Source organism: Sinobaca qinghaiensis (assembly GCF_003610495.1).
Classification (GTDB): domain Bacteria; phylum Bacillota; class Bacilli; order Bacillales; family Marinococcaceae; genus Sinobaca; species Sinobaca qinghaiensis.
This window is the reverse complement of the sequence record NZ_RAPK01000006.1, coordinates 709,263-733,650: the sequence shown is the minus strand read 5'-3', so window position 1 is coordinate 733,650 and position 24,388 is coordinate 709,263. Positions and strand designations below refer to the sequence as shown.

Here is a 24,388-nt window from a genome sequence, read left to right as displayed (position 1 = left end):
TCACCGCCTCTTTCTACTTCGCCTACAGCTCCATAAGAAGGGACTGAGCGACTTTGACTGCATTGTGGCGCAGCATCATTCCATCGTATCGAATGAATTCGTCCTGCACGACACGGCAGCCGAAGGCTCTCATATTATCTTCATCAAATGGAACCGGATGGGCGTCCTCTTGTTGATATTTTTTAATGAGCTCGTCTGGAATTATTCCATTGTTTACCAGTACTGTTTCGATAAACTGCTCATGAGTATGATTAAAAATAGCCTGCACGTGATCGGAAGCGGAAAAATTATCTGTTTCCCCTTTTTGCGTCATCACGTTGCAAATGTATACTTTCCGTGCTTTGGATTCCTGAATAGCTTCAATAATACCAGGCACTAAAAGGTTCGGCAGTATACTAGTGTAAAGGCTTCCCGGCCCCAGCACAATCAAATCGGCTTCCTCAATTGCTTTTAAACTCTCTGGAAGCGCTTTAACTCCCTCCGGACGTAAAAACACATGCCGGATCTGTTTTTCTGCCTGAGGAATGAGTGATTCTCCCTCCACCGTCGTGCCATCCATCATTTTTGCATGAAGCACTACGCTTTGATTCGAAGAAGGCAGTACTTTCCCGCGTACATTCAGGACAGTACTGAGCTCACTGATGCCTTTGGCAAAGTCTCCTGTTATTGATGTCATGCCTGCAAGAAGCAGATTGCCGAGCGAATGGCCGACCAGCCCTTCGCCGGTAGTAAACCGGTGCTGGAACAGCTGCTCGATCATAGGCTCGACCTCTGCCAGCGCAACCAGCACGTTTCGTACATCACCGGGCGGCGGTATATTCATTTCCTTTCGGAGGCGCCCGGAACTTCCTCCATCGTCTGCAACAGTTACGATTGCTGTGATGTCGACCGGAAAGGTTTTCAGGCCCCTCAGTAATACAGACAGACCCGTCCCTCCGCCTAGAACGACTATATTGGACCGTTTCATACAAGAATGCCTTTTGCTTTTTCTATATCCCGGTGCGTAGTGGACATGGAATAAGAGGAGGCAAAGTGCTCAGCCAGATATTCAGCCAGCGTTACGGACCGGTGTTTTCCGCCGGTGCATCCAATGGCAATGATCAGCTGGCTCTTTCCTTCTTTTTTGTACTGAGGCAGCATGTATTCAAGAAGATTTATCAGCTTTGTTAAAAATTCCTGTGTCTCTGACCACTTAAGGACATAAGATGAGACTTCTTCCTGCAGGCCTGTTTTAGGCTGCAGCAATTCTACATAATGCGGATTTGGCAGAAATCTTACATCAAAAACGAGATCTGCGTCTATCGGAAGTCCATATTTAAACCCAAAAGACATCATATTTACAGAAAAGACGTCTTTAGCTGTGCCGGAAATATATTGAATAATTCGTTCCCGCAGCTGTTTAGGCTTCATGTCACTGGTGTCAATAACCTGAGCCGCACGGCCTTTCAGCTCTGCAAGCATATTGCGCTCCTGCTGTATGCCTTCAAGCGGAGCTTCTTCCGCGGCAAGGGGGTGAGAACGTCTCGTTTCTTTATAGCGCTGGACGAGCACATTGTCTTTTGCATCCAAATAGAGAATATGAAGATTTAAATTCTGCTTGGAGGATAAATGATCCACCGTTTCAAACAAATGCTCAAAAAATTCGCGTCCGCGCAGGTCAATAACCAGCGCTATTTTCTTCACTTTTCCTTCTGAGGATTCCACCAGCTCAATAAAGGTTGGAATAATAGCAGGAGGAAGATTATCAACGCAGTAATAGCCTAAATCTTCAAAGCTTTGGACAGCTACCGTCTTCCCCGCACCTGACATTCCCGTAATAATCACTACGTCTAAATCGTTCTCACGGTTTCCCACGGCTTCTTCATCCTCTCTCATTTCCAGATTCATTCAGCTCTCCTCCACTTAGTTCATACGAAATCAGTTCGTTTTCCGGCGTGAAGTAGAATGTTCCATACATCACTCCTTTTCCAAAGAGCGTATGCTGTAAAATATGATAATCGCCGGGATTCATATCAAGACTGCTGACGCTGTCTTTATCAATCCATTCAAGCAGTCCTTCCGGTGAATATTCCCAGGCTGTTCCTTCCCATTTAAAAGCTTCAAAAGAAAAGAGCATCCATTCCGAGATAGTCTCCCCCTGGTCTTTAATCACCATTGTATAAATCCCTCTTATGTTTGGGTTTTTCACTAATATATTTGTTTCTTCTTTTGTTTCCCTTACAGCAGAATCCTGGATGGATTCTTCCGGCTCCATTTTGCCGCCGGGAGCGACCCACCATAAACGGCTGGGTTTTTGAAGCATAAGTATTTTTCCATTGTTGTGAATAACGCAATTTGTTATCCTCTGCATGCTCATCACCTCACATTGCCTGTTTTAAGTATACTATTCCTTTTCTTTTCCCACAAATAGAAATAACCATTCCTAAAGTTACAGCGGCTTCCCTTCCGTCCTTTTTTATAAAAAAAAGCGCAGGCTCCGCAGCCTGCGCATGAAAAAGGGGGGGTGGTAATAGTATACTCATACCCCCTTTTCGTTTCGTATAGATTACAGCAGGGTTAAGATACATTTACAGTATCTTTCTGCTGCCTTATGCCTGTACGGCGTTTTTGAGTTCTTCTACATATTTCTGGGCCGTCTGCGCGGCAAGGGAGCCGTCTCCAGTAGCAGTAACAATCTGGCGGAGAGTTTTTTCACGAAGATCTCCGGCTGCAAAAATGCCGGGAATCTTTGTTTCCATTTCCTCATTCGTCACAATGTAGCCCTCTTCATTCGTAATGCCAAGATTTTTCACGGCATTGTTAAGCGGCAGCATGCCGACATACACGAAGACACCTTCTGTTGGGAAGTCATAATCTTCGCCTGATTTCAGGTCCGTCAGCGTGACGCTGGATACTTTGTTGTTTTCTCCATTAATTTCCTTTACAACATGACTCCACTTAAAGTCAATCTTGTCGTTAACAAATGCACGCTGCTGCAGAATTTTCTGGGCACGCAGCTCATCACGGCGGTGAATAACCGTTACTTTATCAGCAAAGCGGGTAAGATAAACCGCTTCTTCTACGGCCGAATCTCCGCCGCCGACAACGACAATTTCTTTTTTACGGAAAAAGGCTCCGTCGCAGACAGCACAGTAGGAGACACCGCGTCCGCCGAGTTCCTTTTCACCGGGAACGCCGAGATTTTTATACTCCGCGCCCGTTGTTACAATAACCGCTCTTGCCTTATATTCTTTGTTGCCGGCAATGACTGTTTTGTATTCTTTTCCTTCGATAATTTCTTTTACATCACCGTACGCATATTCTGCGCCGAACTTCTTAGCATGCTCAAACATTTTGTTGGACAGGTCGGGCCCAAGAATATGCTCAAACCCGGGATAATTTTCAACATCTTCCGTATTAGCCATCTGTCCGCCGGGGATCCCGCGTTCGAGCATAAGTGTGTCAAGCTCTGCACGAGAAGTATACACTGCTGCTGTCATTCCCGCCGGGCCTGCCCCGGCAATAATTACATCATAAATTCTTTCTTCACTCACGCGTAAGTCCTCCTTTTAATCGTTTCCTGTTTTTCATATAGTAAACTCATTGTTTTTTTCGAGTTGTTTCGTTCTGTTATATCGTATGAGATTTTGTACTCTTCGTCCACTAATCTGCTTACAGCTTGTAATGCTCTTTGACCGCAGACTGAACAGCTTCCGTGGACAAGCCGTCTTCTTTCCAGTGCTTCAGCAGTTCGCCTGCCGTATGGTTGTCTTTGTTCATGCTCTGCTTCCACTGCTGTTCAGCCTGGATAGTGCGCCCGGACTGATATGCCGAAGCCCCGAAAAATAAATGAAAGCCTTCCTGGGTCGGCGCGTGCCGTTTAACATAGCGTTCAAACAAAAGGCGGGATTCTTCATAAAAGCCGAGGCGGCACAGGGTGGAAGCCGCGTAAAATAAGTGCGATTTATCCAGCGGGATAATATTTTTCAGCATTTCCGCCGTCTCCTGCGCTTCTGTATCCCTTCCCATTTCTGCATACAGCACGGCAAGCTGGCACAGCGCCGGAAGGTACATATGCTCCCGGGCAATATCTTTCACAAGGGCCAGTGCCTCTTCGGACCGGTCCTGCTCATGAAGAAGCCGGGCAAGCTGGCATTTTGCCGGCAGGTAATCCGGATAATCTGCAATAATTTCTTCGAGTATCTGGTCTGCTTCCGCAAACTGCTTTGTTTTCATTAAGCGCTCGGACTTTTCGTATTTCATAATCAGCTCTTCTTCCTGCTGATTGTTTTCTTCTTCCTCATCTTCAAGCAGCAGATCCAGCAGGTCCCGGGCATCTTTGGAAAAGTCCCCCTCCGGCTGCATCGTAAGATACGACTCGGCCATCTCTTTGGCTTTATCGAATAGACCGAGGTATACATAGTTATTTGCTAAAAAGAAATAGCATTCACTCAGGCTGCTGTCCAGATCTTCGAGCACATGCCAGAGCAGGCGGTTGGACTCTTCATACTCGCCGGTATCAGAATATACGACAGCAAGCTGGCACTGAAATACCCCCTGGGTTGGATCCATATCGATTGCTTTTTTCAAATATTTGACCGCACGATCCAGCTCTCTTTTTTGGAAAGCGTGGATGCCGCGTTTAAAATAGTGTTCTTCGTTCTGCAGAAACGGCAGTACTCTGCCGGTTTTTTCCGTTGATGATTTCATTCACTCTCTCCCTCCAGTTGGGGTCCCGATTGCAATAAGAGTAGTATATCATTTATTCAAACGATAAGAAAAGTACTGATATCGGGAAACGTGCATAAAAAAGCCCGCTGCTTTTCGGCAGCGGGTGTTTATCCTTATTTTTTATGACGCTGTCCCAATACGTCCAGAACATCGTCAAGCGGCAGCTTCTGCTCTCTTAAAAGCACAAGCAGGTGATAAAGAAGATCGGCGGTTTCCCACTTCAGCTCCTCCGGATCGCGGTTTTTGGAAGCAATGATTACTTCACTTGCTTCTTCTCCGACTTTCTTCAAAATTTTATCCACGCCTTCTGTAAACAAATACGTCGTGTAGGCGCCTTCCGGCATTTCTGCTTCACGCTGGGCAATAATCTGCTCGAGCTCATTGATAATCGCAAACCGGTCCGGCTGCTTCTCCGGTACTTCTTCTCCGAGAAGAGAGGACGTAAAACAGCTGTAGGATCCGGTATGGCAGGCGGGGCCTGCCGGATGAACGAGAACGACAAGCGAATCCGCGTCGCAGTCGTAACGGATGTCTTCGACTTTCTGAATATTACCCGATGTTTCTCCCTTATGCCACAGCTCCTGGCGGGAACGGCTGAAAAACCAGGTTTCTTTCGTTTCAATCGTTTTCTGCAGGGATTCTTCATTCATGTAGGCGAGCGTCAGAACTTCTTTGCTTACGGCATCCTGAACGATCGCTGGTATATAGCCTTTTTCATCAAAGGTCAGGTTATTGCTGTTCATCGTACCCGGACCCCTTTCTCTCGTAAGTAGGTTTTTACTTCTTCAATAGATGTTTCTTTATAATGGAAGATCGAAGCGGCAAGCGCGGCATCCGCATTTCCCTCTTCGAAGGCTCCAATGAAGTGTTCCCTGGAACCGGCGCCTCCGGAAGCAATAACCGGCACGTTTACAACTTCATTGACTGCCTGAAGCAGTTTAATGTCAAAACCGGTTTTCGCCCCGTCCTGATCCATGCTTGTTAACAGAATTTCCCCGGCGCCGCGACGGACGGCTTCTTTCACCCAGTCCTGAATTTCCCAGTCTGTCGGCGTTCTGCCGCCGTGGGTGTATACACGCCAGGAGCCGAGCGCTTCTTCATATTTGGCATCAACAGCAAGCACAATGCACTGTGAGCCAAAATGATCCGCGCCTTCGTTAATCAGCTCCGGGCGGTCTACTGCGGCGGTATTAACCGAGACTTTATCCGCTCCGGCCCGCAGAATTGCGCGCATGTCCTCGAGGGAGTGAATGCCTCCGCCGACGGTGAATGGAATAGCAAGCGTTCCTGCCACTTCTTCGACCACTTCGACCATCGTTTTGCGGCCTTCATGAGAAGCGGAAATATCGAGAAAAACCAGCTCGTCCGCTCCCTGGGCATCATAAATTTCCGCCAGTTCCACCGGATCACCGGCATCGCGGAGGTCTACAAATTGAATGCCTTTTACAACTCTTCCCTCTTTTACATCCAGACAAGGAATAATGCGTTTCGTCAGCATGCGCCATCCACCTTTCTTAAAGCCTCTTCCATCGTAAACCGGCCTGTATAAACCGCTTTGCCTATAATAGCACCGCTGATACCTTGCCCTTTATAGGAAGCGAGCTTCTGCAGATCATCAATGCTGCTTACGCCGCCGGACGCAATCACTTCCTGCCCGGTTTCACGCGCAAGCTCAGCAATAGCGTCCACATTCGGGCCGGAGAGCATGCCGTCTTTGGCAATATCCGTAAAAATAAATGTCTTCGCTCCGTGTGCGGCCATTTCTTTTCCAACGTTAACCGCCGTCATTTCAGACGTTTCCAGCCAGCCGTTCACGGCAACATAGCCATCTCTTGCATCGAGTCCGATAGCGATTTTCTCCCCATACTCGGCAAGCATTTCTTTTGCGAAATCCGGATGGCTGATCGCCACGCTTCCAAGAATGACCCGGTCCACGCCGCGGTCCAGGTAGTAGGCTACATCTTCTTTCGTGCGGATGCCGCCGCCGATCTGCACGCGCATGTTCAGCTTTGCTGCTTCGAGCACATGTTCATGATTAATCCGCTTTTTGGCTTTGGCGCCGTCAAGATCGACCATATGCAGCCAAAAAGCACCGGCCTGCTCAAATGTGCGGGCCATATCGGCCGGCGAGTCGCCGTAAATTGTTTCCTGATCGTAGTCGCCCTGCACGAGACGGACGCATTTGCCGTCTCTCATATCGATGGCCGGATACAGAATAAAATCACTCATAGGTGTTCCGCCCCTTTGCTACATCGGTGACGAAGTTTTTAAGAATACCCATGCCGACCGTACTGCTCTTTTCCGGGTGAAACTGCGTACCGATAATACGGCCGCGCCCTACGATAGCAGGTACGTCTCCGGCATAATCACATACGGCGATCAATACGTCTTCGTCTTTTGTTTCAATAACGTAGGAATGCACGAAATACACGTGCCCTTCTTCCACGTCACGGAGCACGTCATGATCCGGCAGGCGGTATTCGAGCTTATTCCATCCCATATGAGGAATCTTTAAGGCCGGATCCATATCTTTACGCTTGGAAAAATGGCGTGCATACCCGGGTAAAAAGGCAAGGCCGTCTGTATCGCCGTTTTCTTCGCTGCCGTCAAACAACAGCTGCATGCCAAGGCAGATGCCGAGAAGCGGGTTGCCGTCCGCCGCCCACTTTTTAATAAAATCTTCCTGATTTTTCTCTTTGAGCAGCGTCATCGCGTCTTTAAATGAGCCGACCCCCGGAAGGATCAAGCCTTCTGCTTTGTTCAGTTCTTCCGGATCTTCGGAAATAAAATAGGGCTGGTCCAGGCGTTCGAGCGCCTTGCTGACGCTGTGAAGATTACCCATTCCATAATCGATAATACCAATCATGCACGTCCACTCCTTGTCTATTTCTAACAGTCCGAATCTGTATTATTTATTACAGCATGCCTTTTGTAGAAGGCACTCCCTTGACGCGTTCGTCCAACTGGGTGGCTTCATCCAAAGCACGTGCCAGCGCCTTGAAAATAGCTTCTATCATATGATGGGTGTTAAACCCGTAATGCACAATGACGTGCAGGTTCATTCTTGATTCCAGAGCAAGCTTCCAGAGAAATTCATGAACGAGCTCTACGTCAAAGGTGCCGACTTTCTGTGCTGGAAATTCACCGCGGAATTCCAGATGCGGACGGTTGCTCAAATCAACAACCACCTGCGCCATGGCTTCATCCATTGGAACAAAGGCATTGCCATAGCGGCGGATCCCTTTTTTATCGCCGAGTGCCTCTTTGAGGACATGGCCAAGACAGATGCCGATATCTTCCGTCGTGTGGTGGTCATCTACGTCGGTGTCGCCTTTTGCATCCACGGTCAGGTCAAACTGGCCGTGCTTGGTAAACAGATCAAGCATATGCGTCATGAAAGGGACGCCGGTTTCAATCCGGCTCGTTCCCGTCCCGTCCACCTGGAAATCGAGTGTAATATTTGTTTCATTTGTTTTTCTTGTAATAGACGCTTTTCGTTCTGTCATTCGACTTTCTCCCCCTTTTTACGTGCATCAACCGCCCGGGCGTGTGCTTCGAGCCCTTCCATGCGTGCAATGGCTGCCACGTCATCGGCATCCCTGAAAAAGGCCTGTTCGCTGTAGGAAATAACGCTTGATTTTTTCACAAAATCATCTACGCTGAGCGGACTGGAAAAGCGTGCCGTTCCGTTTGTCGGCAGGACGTGGTTCGGCCCTGCGAAGTAGTCACCGAGCGGCTCAGGGCTGTAGGGCCCGAGAAAAATAGCGCCGGCATGGCGGATTCTTCCCATTATTTCATATGGGTAGGCAGTGATAATTTCCAGGTGTTCCGGTGCGATTTCGTTAACCGCCTCGACGGCTTCTTCCATCGAATCCGCGATATATATAACGCCGTGATCTTTAATTGACGCCTCGGCGATGTCTTTTTTAGGAAGATCGACCAGCTGCGCTTCTATTTCCTCTTTTGTTTGTTCAGCAAGTTCCCGTGATGTCGTTACAAGGACGGAGGACGCCATCTGGTCATGCTCCGCCTGGGAGAGCATGTCTGCTGCGACGAGCTCAGCTCTTGCCGTTTCATCAGCCAGCACGACAATTTCGCTCGGTCCTGCAATCATATCAATATCGACCCATCCGTAAACGGCCCGCTTGGCAAGCGCTACGAATACATTGCCGGGACCGACAATTTTATCGACTGCTTCCACGCTTTCCGTTCCAAAGGCGAGTGCCGCTATAGCCTGGGCGCCTCCTGCTTTCAGAATCGTGTCTATTCCCAGTTCCGCTGCCACGACGAGTACCGTTGGGGAAATCATGCCTTCTTCATTAGGCGGTGTCGCCATGACAATGCGCTGCACCCCTGCCGTCTGGGCCGGAATAACGTTCATCATCACGGTGGACGGATACGCGGCCTTGCCGCCTGGTACGTATACGCCGGCTGAGTCGAACGGCGTTACTTTCTGGCCGAGAACGGTGCCGTCGTCTTTTGTCACAAACCAGGACTGCTGCACCTGGCGCTGATGAAAGTCGCGGATATTCACGATAGCGCGGCGGAGCGATGCCAGATGATCCGGATCAAACGCTTCGTACGCCTCTTCCATTTCTTCTTTTGTAACAAAAAGCTCATCAATTTCTACATTATCAAAGATCTCCGTCAGTTCCCGGAGCGCGCTGTCCCCTTCTTCGCGGACACGCGTAATAATCGCGTCAACTGCTTCCCGCTGTTTTTCATTACCGGTTTCTACATCTCTTTTTAACTGAGGCTTTCCGGATATTTCTTTAATCTCCATGTTACTCCTCCTCTACCACTTTCGCGAGCCGTTCCACTACTTCATCAATTTGTTTGTCCTTGATTCTATAGCTGACCGGATTAACGATCAGTCTTGATGTAATCGGCACAATAGTCTCCAGTTCCACAAGGCCGTTTTCCTTCAGCGTCTGGCCGGTGGAGACAATATCAACGATCCGATCGGCCAGTCCTACCATAGGCGCAAGCTCGATCGATCCGTTGAGTTTAATAATTTCCACCTGTTCACCCTGCTCTTTAAAATACTGGGCTGCCAGGTGAGGGTACTTGGAGGCGACTTTCGGATTAATATCCGTTTTCTGATAGCCGGGAAGGGACGCCACGGCCATGTAGCAGGCACTGATATGAAGATCCAGCACTTCGTACACGTCGCGCTCTTCCTCAATCATCGTGTCTTTGCCGGCCACGCCAAGATCCGCCACGCCGTGCTCTACATAGGTGGGAACATCCATCGGCTTTGCCAGGATAAAGCGCATATTTGCTTCCGGTGCATCGACAATTAATTTGCGTGAGTCGTCAAACTCGGGCGGCAGGGGAAAACCTGCTTCCCTTAACAGATCTGCTGCTTCTTCAAAGATACGCCCTTTCGGCATTGCTATCGTTAAAAAATCACTCATGCGTATCGGCCTCTTTCTTTTTTCCAATGTAATAGTAAAGGTCGGTGTAGGCTTCGCTCAGCTGGTCCATGCTCTCAACGCCCTGAAGATCCTGAAGCACAACGCGCTCTCCGTTTTTTCTGCGCTTCACCGCTTCTGCGATCGCTTCCGCACGGCGCTCTTTGCTGAACACAATACAGGACGGCTCCGGAAATTCCTCGGAAGGCTGCAGCGCTTCTGCGAGAAGATCAAGACGGATGCCAAACCCTGTCGCCTGTGCCGGCCGGTCGAACTTCTGGAGCAGTTCATCGTAGCGTCCGCCGCTGGACAAAGGCACGCCGAGATTGTTTCCATACCCTTCAAATACAATGCCCGTATAGTAGCTCATATGCATGACGAGGTTAAGATCAAGCGTAACCAGCTCGCTCACGCCATAGGCACGCAGGACGTCAAACAGCTGTTTAAGGTCTTCTACTGCCTTCTTCGCCTGCGGATGGCTGCTTAAAGCGGATGCCTCTTCGAGCACCGATTCGCCCCCGCGGAGCTTAAGCAGGCCGAGCAGCCTGTTTTTATCTATAGTAGATAAAGGAAGCTGCTTTACATGATACCGGTAGCCTACATAATTTTTCTCATATAAAAAGCGGCGCAGTTCATCTGCCCGTTCATCGTTTCCAAGTACATCCACAAGCAGTGCATTCACAAATCCGATATGTCCCGCTGCAATGCGGAAATCCTTCAGTCCCGTTCCTTCAAGGGCCGCTGCCATCAGGGCAATTACTTCTCCGTCGGCACTCGTTGTGCCGTCACCGATCAGCTCGACTCCCACCTGTTCAAATTCCGCCGGACGTCCGCCTTCTCTCTGCTGGGCCCGGAATAAATTGGTGTGGTAGGAAAGGCGGAGTGGAAATGCCTGATCCTGAAGGCTTGAAGCCGCCACTCTTGCAATAGGCGCTGTCATATCCGGACGCAGGACGAGCGTATCTCCCTGCTGATCCAGGAGCTTAAACAGCTGCTGGTCGAGGATAGCCGAAGCACTGCCGACTGTTTCGTAGTACTCCAAAGTGGGCGTTTCGATGGTTAAGTATCCCCATTTTTCCATTTCCCCTGCGGTCGAACGCCGAATCGCGTCTTTTGCCTGAAAATATCCAGGCAGCCTGTCTCTCATTCCTACGGGCTTTTCAAACATAAAAGGCTGGCTCATTTATGGTAACTCTCCTTTAATTGCTCATCTATTTGCTTTAGTTCGCTAATGTACTACTAAGGTAAAGAATATATTTTGTAGTTTACACACAATTCAGGGAGGGGTCAATAGAAAACCACCCGGAAAGAAAAAAGCTTCTTTTTTGGCAAAAGAAGCTTCAGTCTGTCAAAAACAGCCGGCGTGGATCGTTTATAAGAAAAGGGAACTGGCAGGCTTTCAGCTTTGCGGTTTTTTTATCTCCACCATCGGATTGCCTCCGACAAAAGCGCCGGCCGGCACGTCTTTATAGACGAGGGTTGCCGCTGAAATCACGGCGCCGTCCCCGATCGTCACGCCCGGAAGCACCGTGGTGTTTGCTCCGATCATCACATTGCTGCCGATGATCACTTCACCCAGCCGGTACTCATCAATTAAATATTCATGAGTGAGTATCGTCGTATTGTAGCCGATAATGGAATTTTTACCGATCGTGATTTTTTCCGGAAACATGACATCGACCATCACCATCAGGGCGAATGCGGTCTGTTCCCCGACTCTCATACCGAGAAACGTCCGGTACAGCCAATTTTTCATCGAAAGAAACGGGGTATACCGCGCCAGCTGAATAACAATAAAATTTTTCATTACTTTCCAGAACGACACCGTTTTGTACACCTGCCACAGGGCGTTCGATGACGTGACAGGGTAACGGTCCGTGCGTCGCATTAGATATGCACTCCATCATAAAGCCGTAACAGCTCGCGCATATCCTGAAGCATATGGTCCGGTTCAAACGTCTGCAGCCATTCTTCTCCCTTGATCGTCCAGGAAACGCCGGCCGTTGTTACGCCGGCATTCTGACCGGATAAAATATCATACTGGCTGTCGCCGACCATGATCGTTTCCTCCGGAACAGAGCCTAAAATGTTCATGGCAAGCTGAACAGGCTGCGGATGCGGCTTGGCGTGCTCTACGTCTTCTATAGCAACCATCGTGGAGAAATACGGAAGCAGGTCCATTTTTTCTGCGCCGCGAAGCGCTGCTTCCCGTCTTTTCGTCGTCACAATACCGAGCTTGAATCCTCTTTCATGCAGGGAATGAATCGCTTCTTTTACCCCTTCATATTCTTCAATTAATGCATCGTGATGCTCCATATTATGCGTTTGATACGTTTTCACCAGTTCCGGTGCGCGTTCCGCATCAATATTTTCGAAATTCTCCAGAAGCGGCGTGCCGATCATTCCAATAATGTCGTCACGACTGTAAACTCCCGGATAATAGAGGTTCAGCGTGTATTCAAACGAGGAAATAATCAGCGGATTCGTATTAATTAACGTGCCGTCCAGATCGAACAGCATGGTATTTACGGCCATGGGCAGCCTCCTTAGTTTTTCTTTTGTTTTTTAGGCGTGCTTTTCGCGGACGGTTTTTCAGTTTCCAGTCCGCCGCCATCGTCATCGAGATAGTGCGCGGTTACGTTCATTTTCGAACGGCGGTACCACATCAATATAAAGGCAGCAGCTATCAGTACAATAGAAATCACCTGAGCCGTACGCAGTACATCGCCGATCATTAAGCTGTCTGTGCGCATTCCTTCTATAAAGAAACGTCCGGCAGAATACCAGATCACATAGGAAAGGAACATCTCGCCGCGGCGGAGATTGTACCGGCGGAGCCAGATCAGAACGGCAAAGCCGGCCAGGTTCCATAAGGACTCATATAAAAAAGTAGGGTGATAATAAATGCCTTCAATAAACATCTGGTTGATAATAAAATCCGGAAGAAACAGCCCTTCCAAAAATTCTCTTGTTACCGGCCCGCCGTGGGCCTCCTGGTTCATAAAGTTCCCCCAGCGTCCTATGGCCTGCCCAAGTATAATACTTGGTGCCACAATATCGGCCAGCTTCCAGAAGGAAATCTTCCGGACACGGGCAAAAATAACGGCCGTGATCACAGATCCAATTAACGCACCGTGGATGGCAAGACCGCCTTCCCAGATCGCTAAAATACTGCCGGGATTCTGCGAATAGTAGTCCCAGCTGAATATCACGTAATATAACCTGGCGGATAGAATCGCGATCGGCACTGCGAAAATAAGCAGGTCCGCAATAATATCAGCCGGCATGCCTCTTTTTTTAGCTTCCCGATTGGCAATAATATACCCGAGAACGGCTCCAAGGCCGATAATAATCCCATACCAGTAAACCGTCAGCGGCCCAAGCTCGAGGGCCGTGCGGTCGATGGGCTGTATTGAAAATAACAATGCCTGTCACCTCTTCTTAAAAATCTTCTTTGTCGCCTTCTTCAATAACACCGGTCAGGCGGTCCGAAAACTCCTGCGCGGTATTAATACCCATTCGTTTCAGCCTGAAGTTCATGGCTGCGACCTCAACGATAACCGCAAGGTTTCTTCCCGGGCGAACCGGAATAGTTAATCTTGGTATTTCAGAATCAATAATTTTCACGGTAACTTCTTCAATCCCCAGACGGTCGTAGGCCTTTTTGTCGTCCCAAAGCTCCAGGTTAATCGTCAGCGCAATCCGTTTGAATGGACGGACGGCACCGGCGCCGAACAGCGTCATCACATCAATAATGCCGAGTCCGCGGATTTCCAGAAGATGCTGAATCAAATCAGGAGCTCGTCCGACGAGCGTGTTGCCCTGTTCCTGGCGGATTTCCACAGAGTCGTCCGCTACGAGACGGTGGCCGCGGCGCACCAGGTCGAGCGCGGTTTCGCTTTTACCGACGCCGCTTGCCCCGGTAAGAAGTACGCCTATGCCGTAAATGTCCATCAGGACGCCGTGCATGGCTGTTGATTTAGCGAGCTTCGTTTCCAGAAATGTCGTAATCTGACTGCTCAGCCTCGTGGTCGTCACGTCTGCCCGCATAAGCGGAACGCCGACTTTATTTGCGTTATTAATCAGTTCATCCGGGGCGGTCAGGTCCCGGGAAATGATAATCCCCGGGGTATCATATGTACACAGCTTTTCCATCCGCTCCTGCTTTTCTTCATCATTGAGCTGCTGGTAAAAAGAAAGCTCTGTTCTACCCAAAAGCTGCAGCCGTTTGGCAGGGTAATACGTAAAATAACCGGCCATCTCAATTCCCGGCCGGGAAATATCACTTGTTGTAATTGCGCGATATACGCCTTCATGCCCGGCAAGCACCTCAAAATCAAAATGCTCGACCAGGTCCTTTGCTGTCACCTTCGCCATGCTTTTCCCTCCACTCGTTCTTGCCCATCCGGGCGCTGTCACTTTTTTCATTGTAGCATGATTTGCAGGCAAAGGATAACGTTGCCTGCCCATAAAAAACAGGATGCCGAAAGACGGCATCCTGTCAGGGATCGATAGGTATCAGCGGCGGCTTCCTTTGCTTAAAGGATCCGCAATAAAATTAGAAAGTACCATATTCAGCAGGGCAATAATAACGGATGCAAGCAGAGCCATGCCAAATCCGGAAATTTCAAAAGAGCTTCCCATTAGTGCTGCTGTAAGCATAAGCATGAGCGCGTTAATAACGAATATAAACAACCCAAACGTAACAACGGTAAACGGCAGCGTCAGCAGGACGAGAAGCGGGCGGATGAAAAAGTTAACCACGGTCAGGATAATACCTGCCATAAGGGCCGCACCAAAACCTTCCAGGTAAAATCCATTAAAGACACCCGCCACCGCCATAAGCGTCAGCGTATTAATGAGAAAAGGCGTTAAGCAGCCTACCATCAGCTCGCGCTTCCTTCTTTAGGCAGCACGAATGCCAATACGATATAAAGAATAATAATCGGAACACCTGACGTAAGCAGGGAAAGAATAACGGTACTAACACGCACAAGCGTGGTGTTAACGTTTAAATAGTCCGCCAGTCCTCCACAAATACCTGCAAGCATCTTATCGGTTTCGGAACGATACAATTTTTTCTTCATCATACATCTCCTTGTCTGTGGTTTATATCTTTGGCTTTACCGTAATAGAGCCCGTCTTCGTCAACGCTTCCAGCCTCAAAGTTGGAGAAGCGGTTGGACGTGACATAAACCGCACTGATTTTTGGACGAATTCTTTTTGTTCTTCCAGTATTTCTACTTCGGCTAAATCATTGTGGTACGTACCGGTCATCGTTTCGAGATGGCCGTCCGTACGCGCGGAAGGTTCCAGCTCCAGGTCAATATTGCCTGTTTTGGCCTGAATAACCGCTTTTGCATCTTCTTTATAGGAAAGGATGCCGGTAACAGAACCATTAAACACTTCGACTTCAAGATCTTTCACTTCCGCCCGGCACATAACGGATCCATTCCAGGTTTTCAGCGTAGCAAGATCGGCGCTGCCGCCCTGAAGCGTAATCGGGCCGTTACCTGTTTCCGCGAACATGCGGGAAGCCTGAACGTCCCGGAAGAAAAGGGAACCGTTTGATGCCTTGGCAGAGAAGCGGTCTGTATCGATAGATTCCCCTTTTAAATGGCCGTTAAACGTGTGCCATTTAATAGACTCATACCGTTTGGACGGCACATAGACTACGGCTTCCACTTTCATCGCTTTGGATTTGGTCCGGAACAGCAGACGGCCTTCCTCCGAGCCGAATTCGGCGTCATTTAGAAAACGGCTGGACGCCTGATCCTCTGACTCTTCGCGGTAGACTTTCACACGACAGTCGATTTTGATGCCGGGCATGTCCCATGTTTTCCATTCGAAGGAGCCATTTTCAAGCGCAAACTCAATATTTTTGTCGCTCAGATGCTGCAGCTCAAAGGTATGACTCACTTCTGTATATGGACCAAAGTTGAAATCCAGGTCCATTTCTTTTACTTTTTTTACAGCAGTATCAACAAATGAACTTGCCTGATCCGACCATTCCTGGAACATTTTTTTCTCTTTGTCAAACGGCGGCTGGCGGTCTCTGCGCTGAAACGCACGCCCTGCCGCATCGCGGAAGATATTAAATGGATCCGCACCGAAACCGCCGGAGGAACGCTGGCTGGACCGCGTGGAGCCATTTTTTCTGCCTGAACGGGATGAGCCGCTTTTGTCAGCTGATAATGCTTCCAAAAGACGGACCCCTTCCTCTGCTGAAATTTTGCCCTCTTCAATCATGCGTAAAATTTGTCTGCGTTCTTCTTCCATGCTGTACCCTTCCTTTCAGGTATCTTTTCATTCACCGCTCCTGGCGGCTTCTTGTATTCTGTATTTACGAAAGACCTGCAGGGACGTTTCATTTTAATGGGACGGCGTTCAGGAAGAAGCTTCTGCCACCCGGTCCGCCTGCAGGCGGCGGGTTTTCATCCGTTCTTCTTCCCGTTCAAGAATCGGCTTCAAATAATAGCCGGTGTAGGATTCCTCCACATCCGCTATTTTCTCCGGCGTGCCTTTCGCAACAATGGTACCGCCGTTGTCTCCGCCTTCCGGGCCGAGATCGACGATATAATCCACCGTTTTAATTACATCCAGATTGTGTTCAATAACCAGTACCGTATCGCCATTATCTACAAGGCGCTGCAGTACTTTAAGCAGACGGTCAATATCGTCTACGTGCAGGCCGGTAGTCGGCTCGTCAAGAATATAGAGCGATTTACCGGTGGAACGCTTATGAAGCTGGGAAGCAAGCTTCACACGCTGGGCTTCCCCGCCGGAAAGCGTCGTTGCCTGCTGTCCTAGTTTTATATACCCTAATCCGACATCATATAACGTCTGGATTTTGCGTTTGATTTTTGGAATGTTTTCAAAGAAGTCCACTGCCTCTTCCACGGTCATTTCCAGAACGTCGGCAATGTTTTTCCCTTTGTATTTAATATCCAGCGTTTCCCGGTTATACCGTCTGCCTTCGCATTCTTCGCAGGAAACGTACACATCGGGAAGAAAGTGCATCTCAATTTTTATAATACCGTCACCGCGGCAGGCTTCACAGCGTCCGCCTTTTACATTAAAGCTGAAGCGTCCTTTTTTATAGCCGCGCAGCTTCGCTTCATTCGTCAGCGAAAACACGTCGCGGATATCATCAAACACGCCGGTATACGTAGCCGGATTCGAACGTGGGGTGCGGCCGATCGGAGACTGGTCTATATCAATAACCTTTTCCAGCTGGTCAAGACCTTCCACGGATTTGTGCGCGCCCGGCTTATGCTTGCTCTTATACAGCTTCTGTGCTACGGATTTGTAAAGGATATCATTAATCAACGTACTTTTTCCGGAGCCGGATACGCCGGTGATGGCAGTAAACAGCCCGAGCGGGAAGTCCGCATTTACCCGCTTTAAGTTATTTTCGGAAGCACCTTTGATTTTCAGCCAGCGTCCCTGCGGTTTTCTGCGTTCCGCCGGCAGCGGAATAAAGCGCTCACCGGACAAATACTGGCCGGTCAAAGAGTCTTTATCGGCCATGACTTCTTCCGGCGTGCCTTCCGAAATAATGTAACCGCCGTGCATCCCTGCTCCGGGGCCGATGTCGACAATGTGGTCGGCGGCAAGCATCGTATCTTCATCGTGCTCGACTACAATTAACGTATTGCCGAGGTCCCTCATCCGCTGCAGTGTGGCAATCAGACGGTCGTTATCGCGCTGATGGAGGCCGATCGACGGCTCATCGAGTATATAGAGAACACCCATCAGAGAAGAACCAATCTGGGTGGCAAGACGGATCCGCTGGGCTTCCCCGCCGGAGAGCGTACCGGCTGCCCGGCTTAGCGTCAGGTAGTCGAGGCCGACATTGTTTAAAAAGCCGAGACGTTCTTCGATTTCTCTTAGAATCATGTTTGCAATTTCTTTTTCTTTGTCCGTCAAATGAATAGACTCTCCGAAAAACTCCATCGCGTTCTTGATGCTCATATCGGTTACCTGGCCGACGTGATGATCATTAATCTTCACCGACAGGCTTTCTTTACGAAGGCGGTGGCCTTTGCAGGTCGGACAAGGCTTGCTCGTCATATATTGTTCCATCTGCTCCCTGATGTAATCGGAGCTCGTTTCATGATAGCGGCGGTTGATATTTTCCAGTACGCCCTCAAAGTAAATACGGCGCTCTCTTACACCGCCGCGGTCATTTTCATACCGGAATGTCATTTTTTCTTTCGTGCTTCCATGTAAAAGAATATCCATCTTCTTTTCAGAAATTTTCTTGACCGGTACATCCATTTTAATATCAAAATGGCGGCATACGGATTCAAGCAGCTGCGGATAGTACTGGGAGCTCGTCGGCTTCCATGCGGCAATAGCATGCTCTTTGAGCGTCAGGTCCGGATCCGGGATAACCAGTTCTTTGTCCACTTCCAGCTTGCTGCCAAGACCATCACACGACGGGCAGGCACCAAACGGGCTGTTAAAGGAAAACAGGCGCGGCTCCAGCTCACCAATAGAAAATCCACAGTGCGGGCAGGCATGATGCTGGCTGAATAACAGCTCTTCTTCCCCGATAACATCAATTTTTGCCTGGCCGTCGCCTAGGCGCAGGGCTGTTTCCAGTGAGTCGGCAAGTCTTGTTTCTACATCCGGCTTAATGACGATCCGGTCAATTACCGCTTCAATGCTGTGCTTTTTATTTTTTTCAAGCGTAATATCATCGCTTACTTCGCGCATTTCCCCGTCCACACGGACACGGACATAGCCTTCTTTTTTCAGGTCTTCGAGCACTTTTACGTGCTCGCCTTTGCGCCCTGAAATAAGCGGCGATAAAATCTGCATTTTCGTCCGCTCCGGATAGGCCATCATCCGGTCCACCATCTGCTGGACGGTCTGTGAAGCAATTTCAATGCCGTGGTTCGGGCAGACCGGCCGGCCGATGCGGGCAAACAAAAGCCGCAGATAGTCATAAATTTCCGTAACCGTTCCTACCGTAGAACGGGGGTTTTTGCTCGTTGTTTTCTGGTCAATGGAAATGGCCGGAGAGAGCCCTTCAATAGAGTCCACGTCCGGCTTATCCATCTGCCCGAGAAACTGGCGGGCATAGGCAGAAAGCGATTCAACATAGCGTCTCTGCCCTTCTGCATATATCGTATCAAAGGCCAGGGAGGATTTCCCCGAGCCCGATAATCCTGTAAACACAATCAGTTTGTCTCTTGGTATCGTAATATCTACGTTCTTTAAGTTGTGGGAGCGTGCGCCTTTAATTTGTAAGTTTTCCAGTGCCATTCTATCTATCCTTCCGCTTTTAATTCAAGAACGAGGTCACGAAGTTCAGCGGCCCGTTCAAACTGCAGGTCTCTTGCTGCCTGCTTCATTTCCGCCTCAAGCTCATCTGCATATTTCCGGCGTTCGGTTTTGTTCATTTTCGAAAGCATAGGTACCTGTTCCACTTCTTCCCCATCTTCGGTCACAATAGTCGCCTTAATTAATTCCGGGATGGATTTCTGAATGGTTTTCGGCGTAATGCCGTGCTCTTCGTTGTAGGCGAGCTGAATTTCGCGGCGCCGGTTTGTTTCGGAAATAGCGATATCCATCGATTTTGTAATCCGGTCCGCATACATAATAACGTGGCCGTTGGCGTTTCTGGCCGCCCGTCCCATCGTTTGAATCAAGGAACGCTCGGCGCGCAGAAATCCTTCCTTGTCCGCATCGAGAATCGTAACGAGCGATACTTCCGGAATATCAAGGCCTTCTCTTAACAGGTTAATTCCGACAAGTGCGTCAAAATGGCCCATGCGCAGCTGGCGGACAATATCTATTCGGTCCAGCGTCTTAATATCGGAGTGAAGATACTTCACCCGTATTCCTACTTCTTTTAAATAGTCGGTCAGGTCTTCTGACATTTTCTTCGTCAGGGTCGTAATGAGCACGCGCTCGTTTCGGGCTGCCCGTTCGTTAATTTCACCGATCAGGTCATCAATCTGCCCTTCAATCGGACGGATGTCGATCGTCGGATCAATTAAGCCGGTCGGGCGGATAATCTGTTCAATCATTTCCGGCGTATGTTCTTCTTCGAACGCTCCCGGCGTTGCAGAAATAAACAGTGCCTGATGAACGCGTTCCTGGAATTCATCAAACTTCAGCGGACGATTATCCATCGCGGAAGGCAGACGAAATCCGTGATTGACGAGCACTTCTTTTCTCGCCCGGTCCCCGTTGTACATGCCCCGTACCTGAGGAAGGGTAACGTGGGACTCATCGACCACGATTAGAAAATCGTCCGGAAAGAAATCAAGCAGCGTGTAGGGGGAATCGCCCGGGTTCCGGAACGTCAGATGGCGGGAGTAGTTCTCGATTCCTGAACAAAAGCCCATCTCCTGCATCATTTCGATGTCATACCGGGTGCGCTGTTCGAGGCGCTGTGCTTCGAGCAGTTTATCCTCGGAGCGGAAAACGGCAAGCTGATCTTCCAGTTCCTTTTCTATATTTACGATCGCTTTGTTCAGTTTCTCTTCTCTGGTTACGAAGTGGGACGCCGGAAAAATCGCCACGTGGCTGCGTTCGCCGTTGATTTCTCCTGTCAGGGCATTCACTTCCGTGATGCGGTCAATTTCATCTCCGAAAAATTCCACGCGGATACACTGCTCATCGCGTGAAGCCGGAAAAATTTCCACAACGTCGCCGCGCACGCGGAACGTTCCGCGCACAAAATTAATGTCATTGCGGTCATATTGTATATCCACAAGCCGGCGCAGCAGTTCATTGCGCTCCATTTCCATATCTTTCCGGAGCGACAGCACAAGGTCCCGGTAATCTTCCGGGGAACCAAGACCGTAGATGCAGGACACGCTGGCTACAACAATGACATCATCACGCTCAAACAGCGAGCTTGTCGCGGAGTGGCGGAGCTTATCAATTTCGTCGTTGATGCTCGCGTCTTTTTCAATAAACATATCCGTCTGCGGAATATAGGCTTCCGGCTGATAGTAATCATAATAACTGACAAAATACTCCACCGCGTTGTTCGGGAAGAGTTCTTTAAATTCACTGTACAGCTGGCCGGCCAGCGTTTTATTGTGGGCAATAACAAGCGTCGGCTTTTTTATTTCCTGAACGACATTCGAGACGGTAAACGTCTTTCCTGTTCCTGTAGCGCCGAGCAGGGTCTGATACTTCCTGCCTTCACGCAGCCCTTCGTTCAGCGCTTTTATTGCATTGGGCTGATCGCCTTCCGGCTTGTATTTGGATACTAATTCAAATGCTTCGCTCATGGCGTGTCCGCCTCCATATTCTTAAAATTCTCGTCTATTATTCTGCTTCATTATACCACATTTACGCTGTTTCCAAACGCAAAAAACGAATACATGTTCGTTTTAGAGAGACGTAAAAGACCATCCTCGGCAGATGGTCTTTTCGTCTGGTTCTATAAAGTATAAGCATCCTACTCTTGTTTTACAAGCAATAAGCCGAGCAGGTAATGTTCGTTTGCGTAAACCGCGATCTGCGTATAGCGCAGCTCCTGATTCAAGTCGATGACGCCGATTTTGCTGTAGGCGGAATTAAGCTGAATCGCCTGGTAAAGGTCATTTTCATTCGTTACCGTCTGACCGTTGACCCTGGTAATTATTTCTCCCGGCTTAATATCCATTTTCTCCGCCGGAGAGTATGGAAGAATGCCTGCTACACGCAGACCCCGGTCCGGCACGGTGTAAATCGGCCGGCTTGATGCTTCCCGGCGTTTCTGTGACCACGTAATCCATTCTCTTCCGAGAAGAGCTGCAGCGGCTGCGATGTAGATCGGATAGTCAACCAAATAGGCAGCACCAGCTGCGGCTCCGAGGACAAGACCCCAAAGCACAATTTTTCCACCGATACGCCGCACGGCCTGCTGCGGAACGCTTCCGATAATGTCGAGCCTGAGGGCTGCGGCAAATGGAAACAGCAGCAGGGAAAGACCGGTTCCTTCTATAGGAAACAGCGGCCACCAGCCGATGGCCTGAAGCGCATCCCCCGGTACGAGAATAAATGCCGGCAGAAGCCATACACGCTTTAAACGATGAGCTCCCTGCCACTTGCCCCGCGGTGTTTTAAAAAGATAGGGAGACGTATGATGCCGTTTCGTGCGGAGAAGAAGCAGGCCTTCCGTAAGAACAAGCAGTGCTGTAAGTACGAACGCAGGGCGCAGATCCGCCTCCTGCAGGGACGACATGATCCCGCCCCAGAAGCCGCCGGACGGGTTCCAGATTAGCGGAACTACGTGTGCGGCCACTACGCTCAGTCCGAGCACATGAGCCGGGGTGGCAAAACGCATCAGTCCGCAGACGATAAATAAAATCCACAATACAGCGGCGGCTGCCAGCACTTCCAGTGGTACGAAAAGTCCTGACACCACGACCAGTATCGATACGAGCAGGCCGTAGGCTATGCCCGGCCAGATTGATACAAGTACATCGTAAAGCGGCGGGTAAAGCCTCGTCTTAAAATCTTTCCGCTCCTGTTTTACTCTTTTAGAGCCTATCCAAAATGCTGTACCGATAATTACATATGTAAGAGGGTTGGCAAAAAACCAGCCGACCGCCCTCGCTATTTCCCATAACCACGTTATCCAGTCCAATGAAGCACCTTCCTTTCCTATCCTTTGACTTAGTCGGTAACTTGTTTTATTTAAATGAAAAGCACAGGCAGGAGACGCCCTGCCTGCGGTTTATTTATTCAGATGACTGCTCGGCAGCTTCCTGCAGGGCACGTTCAAGCTGGGCGTCGTTTTCCGGATCACGGATATTTTCGAGCAGGGCCTGGTTCAGCGCCTCTGCCGTATCCTCATCAATCGTCCCGTTTGCTTCCAGATCCTGTTCTTCCTGGAAGTTCTGCACGGCTGTTTCGGTTTCTTCATTGAAGTATCCGTCGGAGCGACCCGGCTCGTAGCCAAGTCCCTGCAGCATATTCTGGGCTGTTCCGATATCTTCTCCAACCTGGTCAAGCTCGAGTGGATCTTCCGGATCAAGGGCAGCGGAAGTAAAGTAATCAGGCTGCTCTACTTCAATAGTAGGCTCTACGCCCTCTCCATCGATCCAATTGCCGTCCGGCGTCAGCCACTTGAACATGGAAAGCTTCAGCTGGCTGCCATCTCCAAGCTCCATCGACTGCTGAACTGTTCCTTTTCCGTAAGTGGTCTGTCCTACCAGGTCATAGCTGCCGGCTTCTTTTAATGCACCTGCTAGAATCTCGGAAGCAGATACACTGCCTTCGTCAATGACGCCGACAATTGGATAATCTTTCGGCTCGGCAAGGTCGCTCGTAAACTCCTCCACCTGCTCGTTTCGATCTTCAATCTGCACGAGAGGCTTGTCGCTGGAAATAACCAGTTCGCCGATTTCTTCCACGGCATTTAAATAGCCGCCCGGATTTCCGCGTACATCAATAACCAGTGCATCCATCCCTTCTTCTTCAAGGGAATTAAGCTGTTCTTCAAACTCGGAAGCCGTGCTTTCCCCAAAGGAAGTTAAGGAGAGGTGGCCGATTCTGGATCCGTCTTCTTCGATTATTTCCGATTGCACGGTTTCCACCGGAATCTCATCGCGTTCAACTACGACATCAAACGGTTCGCTGCTTCCGGCACGCTGCACGGTAAGCGTTACGTCGGTTCCCTGCTCCCCGCGGATACGGAGCACGGTTTCATTAAGCGTTTCTCCTTCCGTCGATTCCCCGTCCACTTCGAGCACCTGATCATTTGGCTGCAGACCGGCCTGTTCGGCCGGAGAATCCTGAAACGGGGCTACGATCGTGACGGTATCATCAATAAGGCTCACCTCTGCTCCAATACCTTCAAAAGAGGACTCCAGCGACTGATTAAACTCTTCTGACATTTCCTGATTCATGTAGGAGGAGTGGGGATCGCCAAGCTCTTCGATCATCCCCTCCATCGCTCCTTCCATCAGCTGGCCGGAATCCACTTCGTCCATGTAGTCTTCACTGATCGTGCTGTATACTTGTTCGAACCGCTCCATGTCCTCCGTATGTGTATTTCCTGTAGAGGCCTGGCCCGAACTTCCGGAGGTACCGGAACCAGTGTCTGAGAGGTTGGCGCCTAGAAACACGCCTCCTGTTCCCGCGACCAGCGCTGCACCCGTGAACGCTGCTGCCGTCTTTTTATTCCATCCCATATATAATCCACTCCATTATGTGCTCTGGCTGCTGTGTTTCAGTAATCGCGCCGGACTTATCGTGTCTTCTCCGTTGCAATAAACATACTTCCTTTATTCTAGCATGAAAGAAGC

The 24,388-nt window shown here is 49.5% G+C and carries 24 protein-coding genes; all 24 read right to left on the bottom strand.

The window, feature by feature from the left end; all coding sequences use genetic code 11:
• Nucleotides 1-22: 22 nt before the first annotated feature.
• The 24 genes from ATL39_RS03890 to ATL39_RS03770 all read right to left on the bottom strand — a co-directional run bounded on the left by ATL39_RS03890 (nt 23) and on the right by ATL39_RS03770 (nt 24,274).
• Entirely contained in the window at nt 23-967 is a 945-nt protein-coding gene (locus tag ATL39_RS03890) for a gluconeogenesis factor YvcK family protein (RefSeq protein WP_120191958.1), read from the bottom strand.
• Nucleotides 964-1,887 (bottom strand): RNase adapter RapZ, encoded by a 924-nt coding sequence (gene rapZ / locus ATL39_RS03885; RefSeq protein ID WP_245960907.1) that lies wholly within the window; start codon nt 1,885-1,887, stop codon nt 964-966. Before rapZ ends, ATL39_RS03890 begins: the two co-directional genes overlap by 4 nt.
• Nucleotides 1,862-2,350, bottom strand: a complete 489-nt coding sequence (locus tag ATL39_RS03880) for an NUDIX hydrolase (protein WP_120191957.1) — start codon at nt 2,348-2,350, stop codon at nt 1,862-1,864. Before ATL39_RS03880 ends, rapZ begins: the two co-directional genes overlap by 26 nt.
• A 238-nt stretch (nt 2,351-2,588) precedes the next feature.
• Nucleotides 2,589-3,533 (bottom strand): thioredoxin-disulfide reductase, encoded by a 945-nt coding sequence (trxB, locus tag ATL39_RS03870; RefSeq protein WP_120191955.1) that lies wholly within the window; start codon nt 3,531-3,533, stop codon nt 2,589-2,591.
• Nucleotides 3,534-3,651: 118 nt separating this feature from the next.
• A complete protein-coding gene (locus ATL39_RS03865; RefSeq protein ID WP_120191954.1) occupies nt 3,652-4,689 on the bottom strand; it encodes a tetratricopeptide repeat protein in 1,038 nt (345 codons plus the stop codon).
• Between the two features lie 134 nt (nt 4,690-4,823).
• Entirely contained in the window at nt 4,824-5,453 is a 630-nt protein-coding gene (gene hisIE, locus ATL39_RS03860; protein ID WP_120191953.1) for a bifunctional phosphoribosyl-AMP cyclohydrolase/phosphoribosyl-ATP diphosphatase HisIE, read from the bottom strand.
• Entirely contained in the window at nt 5,450-6,208 is a 759-nt protein-coding gene (hisF, locus tag ATL39_RS03855) for an imidazole glycerol phosphate synthase subunit HisF (protein WP_120191952.1), read from the bottom strand. Before hisF ends, hisIE begins: the two co-directional genes overlap by 4 nt.
• Nucleotides 6,202-6,939 (bottom strand): 1-(5-phosphoribosyl)-5-[(5-phosphoribosylamino)methylideneamino]imidazole-4-carboxamide isomerase, encoded by a 738-nt coding sequence (gene hisA, locus ATL39_RS03850; protein ID WP_120191951.1) that lies wholly within the window; start codon nt 6,937-6,939, stop codon nt 6,202-6,204. Before hisA ends, hisF begins: the two co-directional genes overlap by 7 nt.
• Nucleotides 6,932-7,576 (bottom strand): imidazole glycerol phosphate synthase subunit HisH, encoded by a 645-nt coding sequence (hisH, locus tag ATL39_RS03845; protein WP_120191950.1) that lies wholly within the window; start codon nt 7,574-7,576, stop codon nt 6,932-6,934. Before hisH ends, hisA begins: the two co-directional genes overlap by 8 nt.
• Nucleotides 7,577-7,625: 49 nt before the next feature.
• Entirely contained in the window at nt 7,626-8,216 is a 591-nt protein-coding gene (hisB, locus tag ATL39_RS03840; RefSeq protein ID WP_120191949.1) for an imidazoleglycerol-phosphate dehydratase HisB, read from the bottom strand.
• The gene (hisD, locus tag ATL39_RS03835) at nt 8,213-9,493 is read right to left on the bottom strand and encodes a histidinol dehydrogenase (protein ID WP_120191948.1); all 1,281 of its coding nucleotides are present in this window, start codon (nt 9,491-9,493) and stop codon (nt 8,213-8,215) included. The genes hisB and hisD overlap by 4 nt, the downstream gene beginning before the upstream one ends.
• 1 nt (nt 9,494) lies before the next feature.
• Nucleotides 9,495-10,127 (bottom strand): ATP phosphoribosyltransferase, encoded by a 633-nt coding sequence (gene hisG, locus ATL39_RS03830; protein ID WP_120191947.1) that lies wholly within the window; start codon nt 10,125-10,127, stop codon nt 9,495-9,497.
• A complete protein-coding gene (locus tag ATL39_RS03825) occupies nt 10,120-11,307 on the bottom strand; it encodes an ATP phosphoribosyltransferase regulatory subunit (RefSeq protein ID WP_120191946.1) in 1,188 nt (395 codons plus the stop codon). The genes hisG and ATL39_RS03825 overlap by 8 nt, the downstream gene beginning before the upstream one ends.
• Nucleotides 11,308-11,523: 216 nt before the next feature.
• The gene (locus ATL39_RS03820) at nt 11,524-12,012 is read right to left on the bottom strand and encodes an acyltransferase (RefSeq protein ID WP_120191945.1); all 489 of its coding nucleotides are present in this window, start codon (nt 12,010-12,012) and stop codon (nt 11,524-11,526) included.
• A complete protein-coding gene (ppaX, locus tag ATL39_RS03815) occupies nt 12,012-12,659 on the bottom strand; it encodes a pyrophosphatase PpaX (protein ID WP_120191944.1) in 648 nt (215 codons plus the stop codon). The genes ATL39_RS03820 and ppaX overlap by 1 nt, the downstream gene beginning before the upstream one ends.
• Before the next feature lie 11 nt (nt 12,660-12,670).
• Nucleotides 12,671-13,549: a prolipoprotein diacylglyceryl transferase gene (gene lgt, locus ATL39_RS03810; RefSeq protein ID WP_120191943.1), complete on the bottom strand. Its 879-nt coding sequence runs from the start codon at nt 13,547-13,549 to the stop codon at nt 12,671-12,673.
• 16 nt (nt 13,550-13,565) lie between these two features.
• Entirely contained in the window at nt 13,566-14,501 is a 936-nt protein-coding gene (gene hprK / locus ATL39_RS03805; RefSeq protein ID WP_120192022.1) for an HPr(Ser) kinase/phosphatase, read from the bottom strand.
• Between the two features lie 141 nt (nt 14,502-14,642).
• Complete coding sequence (locus ATL39_RS03800; RefSeq protein WP_120191942.1) at nt 14,643-15,011, bottom strand: phage holin family protein; 369 nt, start codon at nt 15,009-15,011, stop codon at nt 14,643-14,645.
• The gene (locus ATL39_RS03795; RefSeq protein ID WP_120191941.1) at nt 15,011-15,211 is read right to left on the bottom strand and encodes a PspC domain-containing protein; all 201 of its coding nucleotides are present in this window, start codon (nt 15,209-15,211) and stop codon (nt 15,011-15,013) included. Before ATL39_RS03795 ends, ATL39_RS03800 begins: the two co-directional genes overlap by 1 nt.
• A 22-nt stretch (nt 15,212-15,233) precedes the next feature.
• The gene (locus tag ATL39_RS03790; RefSeq protein ID WP_120191940.1) at nt 15,234-16,403 is read right to left on the bottom strand and encodes a DUF4097 family beta strand repeat-containing protein; all 1,170 of its coding nucleotides are present in this window, start codon (nt 16,401-16,403) and stop codon (nt 15,234-15,236) included.
• 108 nt (nt 16,404-16,511) lie between these two features.
• Entirely contained in the window at nt 16,512-19,397 is a 2,886-nt protein-coding gene (gene uvrA / locus ATL39_RS03785) for an excinuclease ABC subunit UvrA (protein WP_120191939.1), read from the bottom strand.
• 5 nt (nt 19,398-19,402) lie between these two features.
• Nucleotides 19,403-21,382 carry an excinuclease ABC subunit UvrB gene (gene uvrB, locus ATL39_RS03780; protein WP_120191938.1) on the bottom strand — a complete coding sequence of 660 codons (1,980 nt, stop codon included), beginning with the start codon at nt 21,380-21,382 and terminating at the stop codon, nt 19,403-19,405.
• 170 nt (nt 21,383-21,552) lie between these two features.
• A complete protein-coding gene (locus ATL39_RS03775; protein WP_120191937.1) occupies nt 21,553-22,725 on the bottom strand; it encodes a PDZ domain-containing protein in 1,173 nt (390 codons plus the stop codon).
• A 94-nt stretch (nt 22,726-22,819) separates the two neighbouring features.
• Complete coding sequence (locus ATL39_RS03770) at nt 22,820-24,274, bottom strand: S41 family peptidase (protein ID WP_120191936.1); 1,455 nt, start codon at nt 24,272-24,274, stop codon at nt 22,820-22,822.
• Nucleotides 24,275-24,388: the final 114 nt, after the last annotated feature.